The organism is Streptomyces sp. NPDC058326 (assembly GCF_042879855.1).
In the GTDB taxonomy this organism is placed as follows: domain Bacteria; phylum Actinomycetota; class Actinomycetes; order Streptomycetales; family Streptomycetaceae; genus Streptomyces.
This window is the reverse complement of the sequence record NZ_JBHVZO010000013.1, coordinates 76,736-96,153: the sequence shown is the minus strand read 5'-3', so window position 1 is coordinate 96,153 and position 19,418 is coordinate 76,736. Positions and strand designations below refer to the sequence as shown.

General features: G+C 72.3%; 21 protein-coding genes and 1 tRNA gene. 10 read left to right on the top strand and 12 right to left on the bottom strand.

Features of this window, described 5'->3' with window-relative positions:
* Nucleotides 1-5: 5 nt before the first annotated feature.
* Nucleotides 6-677: a DUF2278 family protein gene (locus ACFVYX_RS23445; RefSeq protein WP_389683389.1), complete on the bottom strand. Its 672-nt coding sequence runs from the start codon at nt 675-677 to the stop codon at nt 6-8.
* A gap of 217 nt (nt 678-894) precedes the next feature.
* On the opposite strand from ACFVYX_RS23445, the gene ACFVYX_RS23440 reads away from it, so the two are divergent.
* A tRNA-Leu gene (locus ACFVYX_RS23440) sits at nt 895-979 on the top strand.
* 121 nt (nt 980-1,100) lie between these two features.
* Here the strand turns inward: ACFVYX_RS23440 and ACFVYX_RS23435 are convergent.
* Entirely contained in the window at nt 1,101-1,796 is a 696-nt protein-coding gene (locus ACFVYX_RS23435; RefSeq protein ID WP_389683388.1) for a 4'-phosphopantetheinyl transferase family protein, read from the bottom strand.
* Between the two features lie 95 nt (nt 1,797-1,891).
* Here ACFVYX_RS23435 and ACFVYX_RS23430 point away from each other — a divergent pair, with 95 nt between their 5' ends.
* Nucleotides 1,892-3,310 carry an amidase gene (locus ACFVYX_RS23430; RefSeq protein WP_389683387.1) on the top strand — a complete coding sequence of 473 codons (1,419 nt, stop codon included), beginning with the start codon at nt 1,892-1,894 and terminating at the stop codon, nt 3,308-3,310.
* Between the two features lie 70 nt (nt 3,311-3,380).
* Here the strand turns inward: ACFVYX_RS23430 and ACFVYX_RS23425 are convergent, their stop codons facing one another.
* Both ACFVYX_RS23425 and ACFVYX_RS23420 read right to left on the bottom strand, forming a co-directional pair.
* Entirely contained in the window at nt 3,381-3,710 is a 330-nt protein-coding gene (locus ACFVYX_RS23425; RefSeq protein ID WP_389683386.1) for a plasmid stabilization protein, read from the bottom strand.
* A gap of 132 nt (nt 3,711-3,842) precedes the next feature.
* A complete protein-coding gene (locus tag ACFVYX_RS23420) occupies nt 3,843-4,367 on the bottom strand; it encodes a DUF6328 family protein (RefSeq protein ID WP_389683385.1) in 525 nt (174 codons plus the stop codon).
* A 248-nt stretch (nt 4,368-4,615) separates the two neighbouring features.
* Between ACFVYX_RS23420 and ACFVYX_RS23415 the strand changes: the two genes are divergently transcribed.
* The gene (locus ACFVYX_RS23415) at nt 4,616-5,095 is read left to right on the top strand and encodes an ATP-binding protein (protein ID WP_389683384.1); all 480 of its coding nucleotides are present in this window, start codon (nt 4,616-4,618) and stop codon (nt 5,093-5,095) included.
* Nucleotides 5,096-5,149: 54 nt separating this feature from the next.
* Here ACFVYX_RS23415 and ACFVYX_RS23410 read toward each other — a convergent pair whose 3' ends face one another.
* Complete coding sequence (locus ACFVYX_RS23410) at nt 5,150-5,539, bottom strand: STAS domain-containing protein (protein ID WP_389683383.1); 390 nt, start codon at nt 5,537-5,539, stop codon at nt 5,150-5,152.
* A 108-nt stretch (nt 5,540-5,647) separates the two neighbouring features.
* On the opposite strand from ACFVYX_RS23410, the gene ACFVYX_RS23405 reads away from it, so the two are divergent.
* The 4 genes from ACFVYX_RS23405 to ACFVYX_RS23390 all read left to right on the top strand — a co-directional run bounded on the left by ACFVYX_RS23405 (nt 5,648) and on the right by ACFVYX_RS23390 (nt 8,461).
* Nucleotides 5,648-6,166: a helix-turn-helix transcriptional regulator gene (locus ACFVYX_RS23405; RefSeq protein WP_389683382.1), complete on the top strand. Its 519-nt coding sequence runs from the start codon at nt 5,648-5,650 to the stop codon at nt 6,164-6,166.
* 129 nt (nt 6,167-6,295) lie between these two features.
* Nucleotides 6,296-6,772, top strand: a complete 477-nt coding sequence (locus ACFVYX_RS23400) for a hypothetical protein (RefSeq protein ID WP_389683381.1) — start codon at nt 6,296-6,298, stop codon at nt 6,770-6,772.
* 75 nt (nt 6,773-6,847) lie between these two features.
* Nucleotides 6,848-7,435 (top strand): RNA polymerase sigma factor, encoded by a 588-nt coding sequence (locus tag ACFVYX_RS23395; RefSeq protein WP_389683380.1) that lies wholly within the window; start codon nt 6,848-6,850, stop codon nt 7,433-7,435.
* 3 nt (nt 7,436-7,438) lie between these two features.
* A complete protein-coding gene (locus tag ACFVYX_RS23390; RefSeq protein WP_389683379.1) occupies nt 7,439-8,461 on the top strand; it encodes a hypothetical protein in 1,023 nt (340 codons plus the stop codon).
* A gap of 271 nt (nt 8,462-8,732) precedes the next feature.
* On the opposite strand, the gene ACFVYX_RS23385 is transcribed toward ACFVYX_RS23390, so the two are convergent.
* The 7 genes from ACFVYX_RS23385 to ACFVYX_RS23355 all read right to left on the bottom strand — a co-directional run bounded on the left by ACFVYX_RS23385 (nt 8,733) and on the right by ACFVYX_RS23355 (nt 16,819).
* On the bottom strand, nt 8,733-10,178 hold the full coding sequence (locus tag ACFVYX_RS23385) for a DEAD/DEAH box helicase (protein ID WP_389683378.1): 1,446 nt from the start codon (nt 10,176-10,178) through the stop codon (nt 8,733-8,735).
* A 154-nt stretch (nt 10,179-10,332) separates the two neighbouring features.
* Nucleotides 10,333-10,536: a cold-shock protein gene (locus tag ACFVYX_RS23380; protein ID WP_030218719.1), complete on the bottom strand. Its 204-nt coding sequence runs from the start codon at nt 10,534-10,536 to the stop codon at nt 10,333-10,335.
* Nucleotides 10,537-10,660: 124 nt separating this feature from the next.
* Nucleotides 10,661-11,566, bottom strand: coding sequence for a DUF817 domain-containing protein (locus ACFVYX_RS23375; RefSeq protein ID WP_389683377.1), 906 nt, complete (start codon nt 11,564-11,566; stop codon nt 10,661-10,663).
* A 128-nt stretch (nt 11,567-11,694) separates the two neighbouring features.
* Nucleotides 11,695-13,140 carry a glyceraldehyde-3-phosphate dehydrogenase gene (locus tag ACFVYX_RS23370; RefSeq protein ID WP_389683376.1) on the bottom strand — a complete coding sequence of 482 codons (1,446 nt, stop codon included), beginning with the start codon at nt 13,138-13,140 and terminating at the stop codon, nt 11,695-11,697.
* Between the two features lie 27 nt (nt 13,141-13,167).
* On the bottom strand, nt 13,168-13,830 hold the full coding sequence (locus tag ACFVYX_RS23365; protein WP_389683375.1) for a GNAT family N-acetyltransferase: 663 nt from the start codon (nt 13,828-13,830) through the stop codon (nt 13,168-13,170).
* 98 nt (nt 13,831-13,928) lie between these two features.
* Nucleotides 13,929-14,960 carry a serine hydrolase domain-containing protein gene (locus tag ACFVYX_RS23360; RefSeq protein ID WP_389683374.1) on the bottom strand — a complete coding sequence of 344 codons (1,032 nt, stop codon included), beginning with the start codon at nt 14,958-14,960 and terminating at the stop codon, nt 13,929-13,931.
* 119 nt (nt 14,961-15,079) lie between these two features.
* Nucleotides 15,080-16,819, bottom strand: a complete 1,740-nt coding sequence (locus tag ACFVYX_RS23355) for a VanW family protein (RefSeq protein ID WP_389683373.1) — start codon at nt 16,817-16,819, stop codon at nt 15,080-15,082.
* A gap of 273 nt (nt 16,820-17,092) precedes the next feature.
* On the opposite strand from ACFVYX_RS23355, the gene ACFVYX_RS23350 reads away from it, so the two are divergent.
* The 3 genes from ACFVYX_RS23350 to ACFVYX_RS23340 all read left to right on the top strand — a co-directional run bounded on the left by ACFVYX_RS23350 (nt 17,093) and on the right by ACFVYX_RS23340 (nt 19,349).
* Nucleotides 17,093-17,851 carry an IclR family transcriptional regulator gene (locus ACFVYX_RS23350; protein WP_389683372.1) on the top strand — a complete coding sequence of 253 codons (759 nt, stop codon included), beginning with the start codon at nt 17,093-17,095 and terminating at the stop codon, nt 17,849-17,851.
* A gap of 46 nt (nt 17,852-17,897) precedes the next feature.
* Nucleotides 17,898-18,227, top strand: coding sequence for a putative quinol monooxygenase (locus ACFVYX_RS23345; protein ID WP_389683371.1), 330 nt, complete (start codon nt 17,898-17,900; stop codon nt 18,225-18,227).
* Between the two features lie 93 nt (nt 18,228-18,320).
* Nucleotides 18,321-19,349 (top strand): LacI family DNA-binding transcriptional regulator, encoded by a 1,029-nt coding sequence (locus ACFVYX_RS23340; protein ID WP_389683370.1) that lies wholly within the window; start codon nt 18,321-18,323, stop codon nt 19,347-19,349.
* Nucleotides 19,350-19,418 lie beyond the last annotated feature (69 nt).

Sequence of the window (19,418 nt, the reverse complement as noted above, 5' to 3'; positions counted from 1 at the left end):
GACGTTCAGCCGGAGGGGTGCCCGGCGCTGTCGGTGTGGCTCGCCTGGCTGGAGAACTTGTTCAGGAAGACGTCGTACCGGCCGTCGGAGCGCTGCGTGAGCGTCGCGCCGTCCTGCCAGATCCCGTTCTCCGCCCACCACTGCGAACCGGCGGGGTCGCCCTGGTTCTGGTGGATGTTGTGCATGCCGAGGTCGTTCTCGGGATCGTCGTCGAACGGTTCGCCGAAGACGAGGACGCGTCGGCCCGGCACCAGCATCGGTTCGAGCGCGTCGGCCGCGTCGACGTTGGACCCCGCGTGCCAGGGCCGCGAGCCCAGCAGGTCGAGGAGGTCCTGCAGCCAGGACGGCGGGCGGCGCTGGAAGAGGAGGCCCGCGCGGTCCACGAATTCCGGGTGGCGGAGATAGTCGAGGGCGCCGGAGCCCGGCGTGCGGGCGAGGTCGTGGTAGCCCGGGGCGAGGGCCGTGGCGGGCCCGATCAGACCCGCGGCCAGCGGGAAGGCCTTCCACTGCACGCCGACGTTGGACTTGTGGCTGTCGACGTCGATGGCGCAGTGGTAGCGGCCGCCGGGCGCGTCCACCTCCAGATTGACGTGGAACCAGCGGCCCTGACTGTCGGGCTGGTCGCGGTGATGGCCGTGCAGGGTTCCCGCGAGCACTCCGTAGCGTGCGAAAGGCATGGCGCCAGTGAAGCATTCGCGGACACGGTGAGCATGTCGGCGGTGACACTCCGTACGCACCCTTGGCGGCCCGTCCTGTCGGTGCCCATTGCTGCGCTGACCTCGGGAAACGCAGGTGGGGCGCGGTGAGAACACAGGTGAAGCGCAGGTCGGACCTTTGATATATTCATATCCGTCGCCGCCGCGGATGATCACTCTGCGGAGCGGCGCACACCTTGTCCAAGTGGCGGAATGGCAGACGCGCTAGCTTGAGGTGCTAGTGCCCTTTATCGGGCGTGGGGGTTCAAGTCCCCCCTTGGACACGATGGATGTACCGCCGACGTGGTGGTCGAGAGCGATCTCGGCCACCACGTCGGCGTTTTGCGAGCACCGTCGGGACGAGCGGCGGCCAGGCGGACGGGTGCCGGTCGCCGGGTGGTGCGGTCACCGCACGGACGTGGCGACGGCCGCCTCGTACGAGGGTGCGACCCGTACGTCGGTCAGTGACCAGCCCGGCAGGGCTGCCGGATCCGGCCCCAGGCCCGTGTACGTCCGTTCGAGGCCGCCGGCGAGCCCTTCGCCCGTCCCCTTGAGGTACGCCTCCTTGCGGACCCAGCACCGGGTGAAGGCGGCCTGTCGTTCCTGCGGCGGCAGCCGGTCGAACTCCTCCCGTTCGCGCGGATGCAGGCTGCCCGCGACGAGGTCCGACACCTCGGCCTCCGGGTGCGCCTCGATGTCCACGCCCACCGGCGTCGCGGCGAGACCGACGAGCACCAGGTCCCGGCTGTGCGAGAGGGAGAAGTGGACGCCACCGCCCCGCACGGCCGGCCGGCCGTGCGGCCCTCCGCAGAGCGGACAGTCCTCCCTGACGAACACCACCTTGTCCGCCGGCGTGCCCAGGCAGTGGCCGAGCAGCCGCCGCAGCGCCCCGTGCGCCGCGAGATAGCGGGCCCGGTCGCCCTCCCGTACCAGCGCCCTCCACCGCCGCCGTTCCTCGTCGTCGAGGAGGTCGTACGCGGCGGGGTCGTCCGCCACCCGCAACAGCCAGAGCGCCACCGCCCCGTCGGTGACGGGTGCCACCGCCGGCTCCGGCCCGGAGCCGGCTCGCAGCATCCGTACGGGAGTGATCTCCATCGTCATGGCGTCATTCTGCAACGAGGGCGGCCCCTCGCGTGTTACCCGTTGGTAGGGCATGCTTGCGGGCAACCATCCAACGGCCGGGGGCTGAGGCAGCGGTGACGACTTTCGAGGAACGGACCACGGTCCACGCCTTCCGGGACGACGCGCTCGGGGAGCACGACGCCGTCGGTCTCGCCGAAGCCGTCCGACGGCGTGAGGTCGGCGCCGCGGAGGTCGCGAGGGACGCGGCCGAGCGGGTACGGGAGGTCGAGGCACGGCTTCACGCCGTGCAGGTCCACCTCGACCCCCCGGCGTTCGCGGCAGGCCCGGACGGCGGAGTGTTCGCCGGTGTGCCGACGTTCGTCAAGGACAACACCGACTACCTGGGCCTGCCCACCGGCCACGGCAGCGCGGCCTTCACCCCGCGGGTCGCACGGCGGCACGCCCCCTTCACCCGGCAGCTCCTGAGCAGCGGCGTCACCGTGCTCGGCAAGACCCGGCTGCCCGAGTTCGGATTCAGCCCGGCCACGGAGTACGAGAGCGCCGAGCCCGTGCGCAACCCGTGGAACACCGGCTATTCGGCCGGCGGTTCGTCGGGCGGCAGCGCGGCCCTCGTCGCCGCCGGGGCGGTGCCGATCGCCCACGCCAACGACGGCGGCGGCTCCATCCGCATCCCCGCCGCCTGCTGCGGACTCGTCGGTCTCAAGCCGACCCGGGGCCGGGTCGTGACCAACGCCCAGAGCCGTCAACTGCCCCTCGACATCGTCTCCGACGGCATCGTGAGCCGTTCCGTACGGGACACCGCGGCGTTCCTCGCCGCCGCCGAGACGCACTGGCGCAACCCGAAGCTGCCGCCCCTCGGCCTGGTCGAGGGCCCCTCGGACCGGCGCCTCCGCATCGGGTTCCTGGTGGACTCGCCGAACGGCGTCCACGCCGACGCCACCACCCGGGCGGCCGTCACCGGGACGGTGGCGACACTGGAACGGCTCGGGCACACCGTGGAGCCGGTGGAGCTCGCCCTCGACCCCCGCTTCACCGACGACTTCCTCACCTACTGGGGAATGCTCTCGTTCCTCCTCGGCGTCACGGGCCGCTCCCTCGGCCGGGACTTCGACCGGCGCCGGATGGACGGCCTCAGCCGGGGACTGCGCGAGGACTACCTGAAGACCTGGCGGAGCACTCCGGGTGTGCTGCGGCGGCTGAGGCGTACGGCGGAGGCGTACGCGGCGGCCTTCCGTGGTCTCGATCTGATCCTCACACCCGTACTCGCCCACACCGCCCCGGAGCTCGGCCACCTCAGCCCGACCGTGCCGTACCGGACCCTGATCGAGCGGATCCTCGCGTACGTGGCCTTCACACCGGTCAACAACGTCGTCGGTACACCGTCCCTGTCGGTGCCGGCCCCCGGCGCGACGGAGGCGGGCCTGCCCGTCGGTGTCATGTTCTCCGGCCGCCCCGGCAGCGAGAGGACCCTGCTGGAACTCGCGTTCACGCTGGAGGCGGACCGCCCGTTCCGGCGCATCCAGGACGTCTGACCCGGACACGCGGACGCCACGGACGGCCCCCGCGAGCGCCGTACGGCGGCCGTCTCCGGCCGGGGCCGCGTCAGCTGTCGCCACCGAGGGCGCGCTTGAGCTCCGACTTGTTCATCTTGGAGCGACCGTCGATGTTGCGTCGCTTGGCCTCTTCGTACAACTGGTCGTACGTGCGACCCTCGGCGCCGCTGTGGGAGCGCCGTCCTCCGCGCTCGCCGGAGGACATGTCCTCCCGGGACGTCCGGCTGGACGACTTGGACTCGCCCGCCCGGGCCCGTTCCTTGTTCACGGTGCGGGCGGCGATCTCCTTGGCGCGCTTCGTGCTCTCGCCGCGGTCCTCCGCGCTCTCCTTGATGTGCTCGTACTGCCGCTCCCGCTTGGGGCTCGATCCGCGAGGCATGGTGGTTCTCCTTCCGGCGTGTTCCGCGGGGCTTTCCGGCGTGCGGCTACCCGCGTCGCGGTCCGTCACTCGTCACCCGCCCGATCGCGGGCGTCACGTGACGGGGTTTCCGCTCACCGGCGCCGCCACGTGTCACCGTTGTCCGTCACCTTGTCCGTCACCGTTCGAGCCGTGCCGGCTCCGGGCCCACAGAGGCAGGGCGAACCAGCACAGCAGGTACCAGGCGAGGACGGGCGCCACGAGCCACGGCACGACCGTGTTGTCGGTGGCCACCCGCAGGATGAGGAAGAGTGCGGAGGTGAGGGTGGCGACCAGGAACAGGATCCCCACCATGACAAGCCGGGACGCCCAGACGACCGCCTGGGGCTTGAGCCGGTGTCCGGAGACGAGACGGTGGAAGGAGACCGGGCCGATGAGCGCGCCGGTGGCGAGCGATCCCAGGATCACCGTGAGGACGTAGGTGGTCTTGTCGGCGGAACCGAGGCTCGCGTACCGAGGGGTGAAGACCACGGTCAGCAGGAACCCGAGGAGGATCTGCACCCCTGTCTGGGTCACGCGTATCTCCTGCAGGAGATCCTGCCACTGCCGGTCGGCGCGTTCGTCCGCGGTCTCCTCGCGTCCCCGCCCGTGCCCGTTCCCGTGCTCGCGGTCGTCCATCCCCTTCACCTTCCACCTTCCCCTGTTCCGAGGGTCCGACGGCCCCTTGTCGGACCGGCGGGCCGTACGCCGCGTCTGCCCGGCCCCGGGGGTCGCATCCGTGCCGCGGCGGCTCTTTGTGCCATCGCACGACGCCCCCGACGCAGGAGGGTCGCCACGCGGGGGGAATGCCATGCCTCCGTCGGGGAAGGGGCCCGTTGAACGAAGGAGACGAGCCGGTGGACCAAGAGACCGGATGGGGCAGAGTCGTGAGCGCAGGGCATCGCACGCCGGACGGGAACCGCCCATGGCCTTCGGGTGACACGGGCGGGACGCCCGACGGATCGGCCGGAGACGAGCGGCAGGTTCCGCGCGACGCCGCCGAGGCGCGGGCGCGAGTGGCCGGGGTGTTCGCGGACATCGCGGCCGTCACGGGGATGCCGCCGTCCCCGACGGCTCTGGGTGACGCGCTCCTGGTGACGTCCGAGCTGGTGAGCAACGCGTTCCGGCACGGGAGCGGCCTCACCGGCTTCGGAGTGACGTGCGACCGGGGCGCGGTGACGATCATCGTCGCGGACGCGAGTGGCGAACTGCCCCACCACACGGATGCCCGGGGCGGGAAGCGGGACTTCGCACCGGGGGAGGGCGGCTTCGGCTGGCCGCTGATCAGATTGCTGGCGCTCGAGATCAGGCTGTGTCTTCCACCGCAGGGCGGGAAGACCATCGAGGTGCGGCTGCCCCTTCACTGATTCCGCTTCTTCGCCCCTGCTTCCCCACGGTCCTGCTTCTTCATCGCGCCCGCGTCATCGCGGCGGCCGGAAGAGCCCCTCGGTGCCGGTCAGCCGGAGGAGGCGGGCCATCCGTGGGCTCACGGGTCCGAGCGCGAGCGGGCACCGCCCGCCGTCGAGGTGTGCGAGCCGGGCGGCCAGGAAGGCCCGAAGGCCGGCGCAGTCGCAGAAGGTGACGGCGGAGAGGTCGAGCGTGACGCCCTCGGGATGTGCGCACAGGGCGGCCATGAGTGTCCGGTGCAGGTGGGGGGCCGTGTCGCTGTCTATCTCGCCGCTGACACGGACGGTGCCGTCCGGGGAGACCTCCACGGTCATCTGGGGATCCGGGGAGGTTGTCCACGGCTGGAGAAGAAGGTCGACGGCGGATGCCAGGACCTCCGCGGAGCGGTCCGGAAGGGGATACATGATGCGCTCCCACGGGCCAGACAGACCTGGATGTTTCGCCCTTATGGTGCTCTTCGCGCTCATAGCATGTCAATCTTTACATGAGATGAATTTCGGGTCTTGTGACTCATGAAGAAATCGCCGCATAATGACCCAATGAGCGACAGTCCAGCCGATCGTCGGTCGTGGACCTTTCTGACGAATCACGCCCGCGTCCTGGTGGTGATCGCCCGGGACCCGGGCGTCCGCCTGCGCGATGTCGCCGCCGCGTGCGGCGTGACCGAGCGGACGGTGCAGGCGATCGTCGCCGATCTGGAGGCGGCCGGATACCTCACCCACGAGCGCGAAGGGCGGCGCAACCGTTACCGGCTGGCCTCCGGCATGCGCTTCCGGCACCCGCTGGAAGGCGACTTCGAGATCACCGGCCTGCTCGACCTCTTCAGGGCGCGCCCCACGGATGGCGGTCGCCTGCGCGGCGCCGGGGCGCGCGACGGCGGTGCCGGGCGCGACGGGAGGCCCGACGGTGCTTCCGCGCGCCGTGTCGAGGGGTCCGACGGTGTTCCCCTGCGCGACGGGAGGCCCGACGGCGCTCCCGTGTTCCGGGTCGAGGCGCAGCGCGACGTTCGCGTCCGTGACGAGGGGAACTGACGCCCCTTCACTGAGGCGCGGGAGACCCGTGTGACCAGCGTCACGCACGCTCCCCGTGATGTCTCCGGAGCGGAATCCGCTTGATCATCAGGCGACCCACGCCGCTTCCCAGGGGAAGGGTGATCACGTATGGACCGCGAAAGCCTCACGCTGTCCGCAGTCGACATGGCGCGTCACGCATCCGAGTTCGTGGAGCGCGCCACCGCGCGGGCACGACTGCCGCTCGACTACACCGCGGCGAGCCTGAGCGTTGTCGACCGGCTCATCGACGGCCTCCGCCGGGGCGGCGCCGGCCCTGACGACGTGGCCGGCCCCCTTCTCGGCCTCGGCGCCTACGTGGGTGAGGTGCTGGTGCGCGAGGCCGGCGCGGTCTGGGTGGACCTGCCCCCAGAACACCTGCTGCGCGCCGTCTTCGCCCGCTCCGTCGGACTGCGGATGCCGGACGGCCGGGTGTGGAACCCGCTCGGCCGGACCGTGAACCGCTTCGAGATCGGGCCGGGGGAATCCCTGCGGACGTACTACCTCACCCTGCACGGGAGACGGCCGCCGCACACCCGCAGACGGAAGGTCCGCGCCCCCGACGGGCTGGCTGGGGACCGCTCCTGACGGTCTGACAGGATGACCGGGTTCCGGTGCGCGGCGGCCGGAGTTCGCGAACGTACCGGCTGTGAAGAGGATCGTGTGGACGAGGGGACGGGGCACCGGCGCACGCCCACCACGGCGCACGACCTCGATCTCGGCTCCGCCGTCGAGCGGGCCCGGGCGGGCGACGAGGAGGCGTTCGCGCAGGCGTACCGTACGGTCGCCCCCGGGCTGCTCGGATATCTGCGTGGCCTCGTCGGCGAGGACGCCGAGGACGTGGCCTCGGACGCCTGGCTCGAGATAGCCCGGGACCTCGGCCGGTTCCGGGGCGACGGCGCGGGTTTCCGCGGCTGGACCGCGACGATAGCGCGGCACCGGGCGCTGGACCATCTGCGCCGGGCCCGCGCTCGTCCGCGCCCCGCCCTGCTCGAACAGGACGCGCTCGAACTGCCGGCCGCCGGGGACACCGCGGGGGAGGCTCTGGACGCTCTCTCGACGGACCGGGCGCTCGCGCTGGTCACGGGGCTCCCCCGGGAACAGGCGGAGGCTGTCCTGCTGCGGGTGGTGGTCGGCCTCGACGGGCCGACGGCCGCCCGGGTCCTGGGGAAGCGCCCCGGTGCGGTACGGTCCGCGGCGCACCGGGGATTGAAGCGACTGGCGCGGGAACTCAAGGCAAGAGGGAGGTGACGGATGCCGGAGGAGCGACGGGACCACGGCCTGGAGGAGGCCCTGCGGGCCGCGCTGCGCGCCGACCGGGGCGCGGCGGAGGAGCCCACCGCCGGGACAGCCGGGACACCACGCATGGCGGGGAAAGCCGGGACATCCGGCAAGGCCGGGTCAGCCGGGACACCCGGCAAAGTCGGGACACCGAGCACGGCGGGGACGACTGGAGAGGCCGGGTCAGCCGGGACGACCGGAAAGGCCGGAGGCGCCCTGGAGACCGGCACCGCCGCCGGTGGGAGCGCCGGAGAGCGTCCGGGCCGGGAGGCCGCACGGACCGGTGGCGAGGACGCCGAGGCGAGTGCCCTCGCCGCCTTCCGGGCCGCGCGCGAGGCGGGCCTGCACACGGCCGGCCGTACACGCCGCCGTGACGACTGGACGCCCGGTGCCGGGCGCCGTCGCAGGCGCTCCCTGCGCGCCGCGGCCGCGGCGCTCGCGAGCGTGGCTCTGGGCGGAGTGGCCATCGCGGCCGTGGACCTCCCAGGGCGCCTCCAGGACGACCCGGTTCCCGTGCCGGCCCCCGCCCACGAACCGCGCCGCTACACCCCCCGGGCCACGGAGCCCGTCCCTCCGGAGGCCGGCGTGAAGCCGACCGTCCCATCGGCCGGGCCGGCCCTGGAACGCCTCGACAGGGGGCCCGAGGGGCTCCCCGGCAAGCACGAGAGGGAGGCGCTCTGTCACGCGTACGGGGCGGTCACGGGAGAGAAGAAGGAGCAGGACAAGGAGAGGGCGCTCCGGTCGCCGGCCTGGCAACGGCTCGTCGTGGCGGCCGGCGGCGAGGAGAACGTGGCCGAGTACTGCGGACAGGCCCCGCTACCGGGCGACGGCACGGGCGCGCGGAACAGCTCGAAGAAGCCGATGAGGGACGCGAGGAACCTGCGGGAACCGAAGGGCGCCCCGGCGAGTCCCCCGAAGGCCGGTGGCGGCACCCCGAACCCCGCCGCCCTCACGTCCGGAAGAGGTCCGGCGCAGCCCCGCCAGGGCCGGCCCTGACGCGTGGCCGACCGATCGTGGGGAGACGCGGGAGCCTCCGGGAAACGCCGCCTGAGCTCGTGCTCGGCCCGCGCATCGCCCTGACGTCCACCCGCCCGCGAGGAACTCGGCACACCGGCGGAACGAACCCGGTTGTCACCACGCGCGGTCAGCGTGGAGCACAGGAAGCGTGGTCCTCCGGGCACGGATGCGCGTCGCACGTCTCGAAGCCGTGGTCGTCCCGGCGCGGATGCGTCGGCACGCCTCGAAGCCGTCCGTACCTCGGGTGGTGTCAGCCGCCGCGGCGGATCCTCGCGGCCTGGCGGGCCTCGGCCGTCTTACGGGCCTCGGCGGCCCGCCGTGACTCGTTCTTGGCGCGGCCGGGACGGCCCGGGACCGTCCCCATGCCGCGGAAGGCCGCACCGCCGCGCTTCGGCCCCTCCTGGGTCGGCGCGCTGCCGTCGACGGGCACACCCGAGGGGGCCCGGGCGCCGGTGATGCGGCTCAGCTCGGCCTCGCCGGAGCGGACCTGGGTGACCTGGGCGTGGATGCCCGCGTCCGCCATCAGCCGGGCGACGTCGCGGCGCTCCTCCTGCGTGACCAGGGTGACGACGAGGCCCTCCTCGCCGGCCCGCGCGGTCCGGCCGCCACGGTGCAGGTAGTCCTTGTGGTCGGCGGGCGGGTCGACGTTGACGACGAGGTCGAGGGCGTCGATGTGGAGGCCGCGTGCCGCCACGTTGGTGGCGACGAGCACCGGAACCTCGCCGCTCCTGAAGCGTTCCAGGGTGCGGGTCCTCAGAGGCTGGGACTTGCCGCTGTGCAGGGCCGCGGCCCGTACGCCGCTGCCGAGCAGGTGCCGGGTGAAGCGGTCGACGGCGGCCTTGGTGCGCAGGAACATGATCACGCGCCCGTCGCGGGCCGCGATCTCCGTGGCGGTGGCGAACTTGTCGGCGACGTGCACCTGCAGCACGTGGTGCTCCATGGTGGAGACGGTGGCTGCCGAGGGGTCGACGGAGTGGACGACCGGGTCCTGGAGGTAGCGCTCCACGACGAGGTCGACGTTGCGGTCGAGGGTGGCGGAGAACAGCATCCGCTGGCCGTCGGCGTTCACCCGGTCGAGCAGTTCGGTGACCTGGGGCAGGAAGCCCATGTCGGACATCTGGTCCGCCTCGTCCAGGACGGTGACGGTCACCCGCTCCAGGCGGCAGTCCTTGCGCTCGACGAGGTCCATGAGCCGGCCGGGCGTGGCGATGAGGACCTCGGCCCCGTCGCGCAGGGCGGTGGCCTGCCGCCCGATCGACATGCCGCCGACCACGGTCGCCAGGCGCAGCTTCAGGGCGCGCGCGAAGGGGTCGAGGGCGTCCGTGACCTGCTGGGCCAGCTCGCGTGTGGGGACCAGGACAAGGGCGAGGGGCTTGCGGGCCTCGGCTCGGCGGCCCGCGGTGCGCACGAGCAGCGGCAGGCCGAAGGCGAGCGTCTTGCCGGAGCCGGTCCGTCCGCGCCCCAGCACATCGCGGCCCGCGAGGGCGTCCGGGAGGGTCGCGGACTGGATCGGGAACGGCGTGTCGACGCCCTCGCTCGCCAGTACCTCGAGGACCTCGGGCGGCAGGTCGAGCTCGGCGAAAGTGCCGGCCGGGGGCAGAGCGGGGGTGACGGATGCCGTCGTCGCGAATTCGTCCTTCGCCGCGGCCGCGCGTCGTGCCTTGTCGGTACGGGGGGTGGTGTGCGATGTGTCCATGGGAGCCTTCCTCGAAACCGGTGCGCTTCGAGGAATTCGGGACGGGCAGAAGCCCAGATGAATTACTGGAACGCCTGGAAATGCCTGGAAAATACAACGAGCCGGGGCCCTCACCACACGGGTGAGGGCCCCAGCTGCGTCGGACGTGTCAACGTCAGGCGGGGAGAATGTTCTCCGCCTGGGGGCCCTTCTGGCCCTGCGTGACGTCGAAGGTCACCTTCTGGCCTTCCTGGAGCTCACGGAAGCCAGAGGTGGCGATGTTGGAGTAGTGGGCGAAGACGTCCGGGCCGCCACCCTCCTGCTCGATGAAGCCGAAGCCCTTTTCAGCGTTGAACCACTTCACGGTGCCGTTAGCCATGTCAAATCTCCTTCGGGGCGTAGCCCAGGGGTCCGCACTGTGCGGAACCCGGAGTCGCCGTGATGATTGCCCCGTCCGGAAAACTGCACCGAAAACACAGAAAGTGCCTGACGATGTCGAATCGTCAAAGGCACTTGTAAGTTTCTTTGGGAACCACGACTGCAACTGCTGTTGACTGTAGCACGTCGGCCGGGGGCGTGCACGGAATTGCCTTTCCCCGGCCCTGGCGGGTCGAGAGCACTTCCGGGGCCGCCGGGGCCGGGGCCGGGGCAGTCGGCCTCGCCCGGTGTGCCGTCAGGACGAACGTGACCGAGATGAGCAGCGCCCACGCGCCGAACTTGGCGGGGGACACCGGCTGCCAGCCGTCCAGCTGGTCCGGGTAGCTCCAGGCGCCGACGTACGTGGCCGCGTTCTCCGCGACCCACAGGAAGAAGCCGATCAGGACGAACGACAGGGCCAGCGGCATCCGGTGCTCCCGCTCGCCCACCCGGAACCGCACCCAGGTTCCCGCCGTCGCGGCGAGGAGCAGCGCGGCCAGGGCCCAGCGGGCGTCGGGCAGCCAGTGGTGGCTGAAGAAGTTCACGTACACGGCGCCGGCGAGCACCGCCGTCGCGCGTGGCCGGTAGCCCGTGAGCCGCAGCTCGAACAGGCGCCACGCCCGGCAGACGTAACTGCCGAGGGCCGCGTAGAGGAAGCCGCCGTACAGCGGCACCCCGCCGACCTTCGTCCACGCCTCCTCCGGGTAACTCCACGAACCCATCCGCACCTTGACCAACTCGAAGAGCAGTCCGATGACATGGCAGGCGCCGATCACGGCCACGTCCCGGCCGGAGTCCCATCCCAGCTTCCACGCGAGGGCGGTGAGCAGGATGCCGTACAGGAGCAGCAGGTCGTAGCGGGCGATCGGCAGTTCGGGCAGCAGGGTGGAGACCGCGATGCCGCCGATGAGCGCCACCGCGAAGGCGCAGCAGCGCGCCTCCAGGACCGTGAACCGCAGGAGCTGGCGTATCCCGTGCGAGAACGAGTTCATGCGGGGAGGGACGCCAGGGCCCTTGTGGTCGGTTCGCCTTCCGCCGGGACGACGCCCGGACGACGACGGCGCGCCGCACCCCGTGAGGGAGGTGCGGCGCGCCGTGGTGCCTTCGAGCGGGTGGGAGATCAGACCGCCGGAGCCGGGAAGGTCGGGTACTCCACGCCGGAGACGTGCTGGACGACCCGGATGACCTGGCACGAGTAGCCGAACTCGTTGTCGTACCACAGGTAGAGGATCGCGTTGTCGCCGTCGACCTTGGTCGCGCCGGCGTCGACGATCGACGCGTGACGCGAGCCGACGAAGTCCATCGAGACGGCGTCGGGGGCCGTGGTGAAGTCGATCTGACGCTTCAGCGGCGAGTGCAGCGAGACGTCACGGAGGTACTCGAGGACCTCTTCGCGGGTGGTCTCGCGGCCCAGGCGCAGGCTCAGGATCGCGATCGAGACGTCCGGGACGGGGACGCGGATCGAGCTGCCGGTGATCGGGGCCTTGAGCTCCGGCAGCGCCTTCGCGACGGCCGAGGCGGCACCGGTCTCGGTGATCACCATGTTGAGCGGCGCGGAACGGCCGCGGCGGTCCGCCTTGTGGTAGTTGTCCAGGAGGTTCTGGTCGTTCGTGAACGAGTGGACCGTCTCCACGTGACCGCGCAGCACACCGTACTCGTCGTCCATGGCCTTCAGCGGCGGGACGATCGCGTTGGTGGTGCAGGAGGCGCAGGACAGGACCTTCTCGTCCGGCTTGATCGTGTCGTGGTTGACGCCGTGCACGATGTTCGGCACGTCACCCTTGCCGGGCGCGGTCAGGACGACCTTGTCGATGCCGGGGCGCAGGTGCTTGGACAGGCCCTCGCGGTCGCGCCACTTGCCGGTGTTGTCGATCAGGATGGCGTTCTCGATGCCGTACGCCGTGTAGTCGACCTCGGAGGGGTCGTTGGCGTAGATCACCTTGATCGTGTTGCCGTTGGCGACGATCGTGCTGTTCGCCTCGTCGACCGTGATCGTGCCCTGGAACTGGCCGTGGATGGAGTCGCGGCGCAGCAGCGAGGCGCGCTTCACGAGGTCCTGCTCGCCACCGCCGCGGACGACGATCGCGCGCAGGCGCAGGCCGTTGCCCGACCCTGCCTTCTCGATGAGGAGGCGGGCGACGAGACGGCCGATGCGGCCGAAGCCGTAGAGGACGACGTCGCGTCCGTCACGGCGCTCGATCTTGTTCTCACCGATGGCGCCGGCGACGGCCTCCGCGGTGAACGCCTCCACCGAGAGACCGCGGTCGTCGGTCTTGTACTCGGCGGCCAGCATGCCTATGTCGATCTGGGACGGGCCGAGATCGAGGGTCGTGAGCGTCTGGAGGAACGGGAGCGTCTCGGTGACCGAGAGCTCCTCGCCGTCGATCTGCCGGGCGAATCGGTGGGTCTTCAGAATGGAGACCACCGACTTGTTCACCAGGGAGCGGCTGTGGACCAGGACGGTGACGTCCTGCTCCCGGTGCAGCTTCCCGATGATCGGGATCATCGACTCCGCGATCTCCTCGCGGTTCTTCCAGCTGGTGAACGAGTCGTCATTGACAGTCACAAGTTTATCTTTCGAGCTAGGCGGCGCTCATATGGTAACCCCAGGCCTGTTTGCTCCATCAAGGGGTGCCCCCACGCGCGTGGCCAGTCGCCGTTCGAGCGCCGTGCGGCGCTCGGGCCACTCCTCGGCGATGATCGAGAAGACGGCGGAATCGCGGAGGCGGCCGTCCTCGCCCGGTGCCCAGGAGCGGGTCGACTTCCTGAGGACGCCCTCGAAGCTCGCGCCGACGCTCTCGATCGCCGCCCGCGAGCGGGCGTTGCGGGCGTCGGTCTTGAGGTCGACCCGTGCCACCTCCCAGCTCTCGAAGGCGTGCCGGAAGAGCAGGTACTTCGCCTCGGTGTTCATCCCGGTGCCCTGCGCGGAGGCGGCGAGCCAGGTGAAGCCGATCTCGATCGCGCAGAGACCCTCGCCGGAGGGCCACGGACGCGGGTCCCAGAAGGAGGTGTGGCCGACCACACGACCTGTCGCCACGCTCACCTGCGCGTACGGGGCCAGCCTGCCGTCGGCGGCGCGGCCGAGCTGCGCGTCGACGTAGCCCGCGACCTCCTCCCGCCGCGGCACCCACGTGTAGTGGTACGAGTCCCGGTTCTCCTCCGCCGCCTCGGCGAGACCGGCGGTGTGGTGATGCCCCAGCGGTTCCAGGCGCACGAACGCGCCCTCCAGAACCGGCCCTTCCAGCGTGAAACCCATGGTCCGCACTCCGTGCACGTCGAGCTGAGCAAGATCTTCCAACGGGGTGCAGCCTCGCAGAACCGGCGCCCGGACGGCATCTCGATTCCGTAGGACGGTCAGCGGAAGGCGAGGGTCCGGAAGGCGTTCCTGACGCGGGCCAGGGGGCCGTTGTCGCGGGTGAGGCGAAGGCGGTTGGTCAGCAGGACGGCCCAGCGGTTCCGTGCCGGTGACACCCACATGCCCGTGCCGGTGAAGCCGAAGTGCGCCCAGACGTCGTCCGCCGGTGCCGTGCCCGGCGCCGGATGCCAGAACAGGCCGCGCGGCGGGTCGAGCCGGCCGGTGTGGACGCGGAGCGACGCGGCCGTCCACTCCGCGGAGAACACGCCGGGCAGCGGGGCGAGGAGGTGGCGCAGGAAGCGCGCGATGTCACCGCTGGTCGTGAAGACCCCCGCGATGCCGCAGGCGCCGCCGAGGAGCCGGGTCGAGAAGTCGTGGACGGTGCCCTTGAGCGGGGCGCCGCTCTCCTCGTCGTACTCGGTGGGGGCACACCGCTTCCTGACGGTGGGCGGCAGCGGACCGTACCGGGTCTCCGTCATGGCGAGCGGGCCCCAGACCCGGTCCTCCGCGAGCCGGGGGAGCGGCCGCCGGGTGAGGTGCTCGGCCAGGTAGCCGAGGATGAGCGCGGCCCGGTCGGTGTACGCCACGGCCTCACCGGCCCTGTGCCGGAGCGGCTCGGCGAGGACGCCGTCCCGGACGTCCTGCGGATCGGATCCGTACAGGTGCCGCAGGTTGGCGCGCAGCGGCAGGCCCGCCGTGTGCGTCAGCAGATGGTGGGCCGTGACCCCGGCCAGGGGCCGGCCCGCCGCCTCCGGCCAGAAGGAGCCGAGCGGGGCCCGCAGGTCGAGCTTCCCGGCGTCGACGAGTGTGCCGGTCACCGCCCAGACGGCGAGGATCTTGGTGAGGCTGGCGACGTCGAAGAGCGTGTCGGTGCGCATGGGTTCCCCGGGGTCCGCCGGGTCGAGCAGCCCGGCGGCCCCCTCCCACACGGTCCGGCGTGCGTCCCCCACCGCCCACACGGCGCCGGGGAACACCCCCGCGCGCACCGCGTCGTCGAGGAGCCGCTCGAAGGGGTCGCTGCGCTGCGCCAAGGCGTGCCTCCGGGGGTGGCGGGCGGCCCTGGCCCGGTGGGCCGCGCTCCGGAGTCATGCCCGCGCCGTACGGGAAGACACCCTTCCGTCAGTGGGTGTGCCCGGCGGTCACGCGCGGGTCACTCGCAGGTCACCTCGTCGCGCGGGGTGTAGTGGGTCTTGAAGGTCTGGCGGTCGACCTCGGTGCCGCCGTTCTTGAACACCCGGTCCACGGAGATGTCGAAGCCCTCGAGGGGCTCCTGCGGCACGCACTCCTCGCCGGTGCCCTCGCGCTTCGCGGGCTCCTTGAGGTTGGTGCGCGGCCCGGCGACGGCCTCCACGGAGTCGTACTTCTTCGTCCCGAGGAAACTCACGGTGACGGAGGAGTCCGTGGCGTCCGCCTTGATGTAGATCGGCTTGCCGGAGTCGTTGCGGAACTTGAGGTCGAGCGAGCCCCAGGCGACGGTCGCCTCGCGCCCGGCCGGGTAGCGCTCGATGTAGAAGGAGTGGGCGCCGTATTCGACGGGCTTCACGCCGGCGAAGAACATGGCGTTGAAGACGGTCGTGGCCATCGCCGACACACCGCCGCCGGGCGCGGAGCGGTACTGGCCGTCGAGGATCATCGTGCCGTCGACGAATCCGTTGTCCGGGGTGCGCTCGCCGACCGTCTTGTTGAAGCTCCACACCTCACCGGGCCGCACGAGCGAGCCGTTGATGAGTTCGGCGGCCCTGCCGATGTTCGTCGTCCGGTACGGAGCCTTCGGGAAGTCCACCGTGAACGTCGACATCTGCTCGGTGATGCCCATGCGGGCGAGGGAGTCGGTGGTCAGTTCGGGCTGGGTGACCTTGGTGGCCACCGGAGCCGTACGGGCCGCCTCGCCGGTCCTGGTGAGCAGGGGGCGCACGGCGTCGCCGAGGGCCTTCGCGGTCACCTCGTGGCCGGGGCGGCCCTCCGACTCCACGACGACCCTGCCGTCCCGGACCCCGAGGGAGGCCTCGACGGGCGCGTTCGTCAGCGACGCGACCGGCCGGGCCACGTCCGGGTCCCGGAGCAGCGCCTCGGCGTCGAGCGCGGCGGTGAGCCTGCCGTTCTCGGCCTTCACGGTGAGGTGGTCCCCGAGGGTGGAGGGTGCGATGCGCAGCCGCTCGGTGCCCGCCGTGAGCGTCACCGGGCCGGAGACGGCGGGCTTCGCGTACGTGTCGAGGAAGCGGGACACCTCGGCCGCGGGGAGCTTCGGCTCGGTCATGGCGACCGGAAGGATCACGGGCGCGGAGCCCGTGGCGGCGGGATAGGCGGCGCGCAGGGTCTCGACGGCCCGCCCGGTGTCCAGCTTCCGGCCCGTCACGGGCTGGGTCGCGACGGCCTCGCCCGCCCGGAAGGCGACGGACCCCTCGCGCACCGCTCGGTCGTTCTTCCTGGCCAGCTCGGCGACGACCGCCCGTGCCTTCTCCGGGTCGTACGCGAGGACGGGGCTGATCTCCCGCTCGCCCGACGAGAAGAGCCGCCCGATGACCGTGACGGGGTCACGGGAGGGATCGGCCGCCAGGTCGGCGGTCCTCGCCAGGTCCACGGTCAAGCCGGCGGCGGCCGGTTCCACGGTCGCGGCACGGTCGCCGACCCGCACGGGTATCGGCGCGCTCCAGGAGGCGGGGGCCTCCGCCGCGAGCTTCGCGCGGGCCTCGGAGCGGCTCATGCCGCCTATGTCCACGCCGCCGACCCGCGTGCCGGCGGATATGTCGTCACCGGTCGCGAGCAGCCCGGCCACGTACAGCCCGCCCGCGGCGACGGCGACCACACCTGTCGCGATCGCCGCCGTACGGAGGCGCGGGCGGCGCGCCTCGCGGTGCGTCGGGGCATGGTCGGTCCTGGAGCGGGGCACACGCTCTCCCGTGGCGTCGAGAAATGGGGGATCCACACGACGGTACGCCGAAAGTGTGTCTTATGCACATAAGGACGGGTTGACCTGCGGGGATACGGAGGGCGGCGGGGGCGGTAGAGAGCGTTCCCGCCGCTGGAGGGAGCGGCTGCTCCGTCCCGCCCCGGCCCGGCTTCTCCGAGTCCCGCCCAGGCCGGCTCCTCCCCGTCCCGCACGGGCCCGCCTTCCCCCGTCCCGCCCACGCCCGGCCTCTCCGAGTCCGCCTAAGCTGGAGCGATGCCTGACATCCCGAGTCCCGGGCCCCAGTCCGTCGACCGGGCCCTCGCCGTCCTCGACGCCGTCGCCGACGCAGACCGGCCGCTCGGCGCCAAGGTCCTCGCCCGGCGGCTCGGCTGCGCCCTCTCGACCGTCTACCACCTCACCGGGCCCCTGCTCGCCCGCGGCTACCTCGTCCGCACCGCCGAGGGGTACGCCCCGGGACCCCGCGTCCCGTCCCTGCACCGCTCCCACCAGCGGCACCACGGACTCGGCGCCGGCACCGGAGAACTCCTCGGCCGGCTCCGGCGGGCCACCGGCGCGGAGGCGTACCACACCGCCTACCGCGACGGCCTGATCACGGTCGTCGACACCACCGCCCCCGTCACCGACGCGGCCCACCCCTTCACGCCCGGCCCCGAGGAGCGGGCCCACGCGACCGCCCACGGCAAGGCGCTGCTCGCCGCCCTCCCGCGCCCGCTGCGCCGCCGCTATCTGGCCGAGCACGGGATGGCCCGCTTCACCGAGCGGACGATCACCAGCGCCGAACGGTTCGAGGCCGAGGCCGGCCGGGTGCGCGACCAGGGATTCGCCGTCTCGGTGGGCGAGGCCGACCTCGCGTACACCTGTGTCGCGGTGGCGCTGCCCGAGCGGGGCGACGGCATCGTGCACGCCCTCTCCGTGTCACTGCCGACCGCCGGCTTCGGGCGGCGGCAGGGCGAGATCCGGGCCGCGCTCGCCCGCGCCGTGCCGGAGTTTCCGACCCTGCCGGAATCCTGAACGGACCGGCTGGTCCCGCCCGCCGACCGCGCCGCAGGCTTGCCGCATGATCTTCATCGCCGTCCGGTTCACCGCCCGCCCCGACCACGCCGACCGCTGGCTCGACCTGGTCGCCGACTTCACCCGCGCCACCCGCGAGGAGCCCGGCAACCTGTTCTTCGACTGGTCCCGCGCCGTCGACGACCCGAACGTCTACGTCCTCCTGGAGGCCTTCGCCGACGCCGAAGCGGGCGCCGCCCACGTCGCCTCCCCACACTTCGCGGCGGGCCTCGCGGCCATGGCCGGTGCCATCGCCACCACCCCCGAGATCATCAACGTGGAGGTCCCGCAGCAGGGCTGGGGAGCCATGGCCGAGCTCGCCCCGACCGGCGTCTGACCCCTTCCCCGGCGCCCCGGGCACGCGCCGTCCCGCCTGATAGGTTCGCGTGCACACGCAGGCGGGGCGGCGGCCCGAGGGGAGAAGCGGCACATGAGCGGGCGACAGACCGGCAGGCCCACCCTGGAAGAGGTAGCGGCGAGAGCCGGAGTCGGCCGCGGCACGGTCTCCCGGGTCATCAACGGCTCCCCACGGGTGAGCGAACAGGCCAAGGCCGCCGTCGAACGGGCCGTCGCCGAACTCGGTTACGTCCCCAACCGGGCCGCCCGCGCCCTCGCCGGCAGCCGGACCGACGCCGTCGCCCTGGTGATCCCCGAGACCGAGGCGCGGCTCTTCGCGGAGCCGTACTTCCTCGACATCATCCGCGGTGTCAGCGGCGAACTCGCCGACGCCGACAAGCAGTTGCTGCTCACCCTGATCCGCAGCGAACAGGAGCGGCAGCGATTCGAGCAGTACCTCGCCGCCCAGCGCGTCGACGGCGTCCTCCTCGTCTCCGTGCACGCTTCCGACCAGCTGCCCGACCAGGTCCGCGCCCTCGGCCTGCCCGCCGTCCTCAACGGCCGCCGCACCGAGGACGAGCGCGTCGCCTTCGTCGACTCCGACAACACCGGCGCCGGCCGCACCGCCGTCGCGCACCTCGCCGCCCGCGGCCGGCGCGGCATCGCCACCATCACGGGACCCCTCGACATGTACGTGGCCCGCTGCCGCCTCGACGGCTACCGCGAGGGCCTGGCGGACGCCGGACTCGCCGCCGACGAGGCGCTCGTGGCCAACGGCGACTTCACCGAGGAGGGCGGCCGGCGTGCCATGCGGGAACTCCTGGACCGCAGGCCGGACCTCGACGCCGTCTTCGCCGCCTCCGACGTCATGGCCGCGGGCGCGCGCGGCGTCCTGCGTGAGGCGGGCCGCCGCGTCCCCGAGGACGTCGCCCTCGTCGGGGTCGACGACTCGGCCGTGGCCCGGCACATGGACCCGCCGCTGACGAGCGTCCGCCAGCCCATCGAGGAGATGGGCCGCACCATGGCCCGCCTGCTGCTCCAGGAGATCGCCGCGCCCAGCGACCCGGACGAGCAGCCCCGCCAGATGCTCCCCACGGAACTCGTGGTCCGCGCGTCCTCCTGACGGCGGGCCCCGCGCCCGACCGGCGCGCACGGTACGCCGAGATGCAGCCGCACCAGGGGCCCCGGAGAA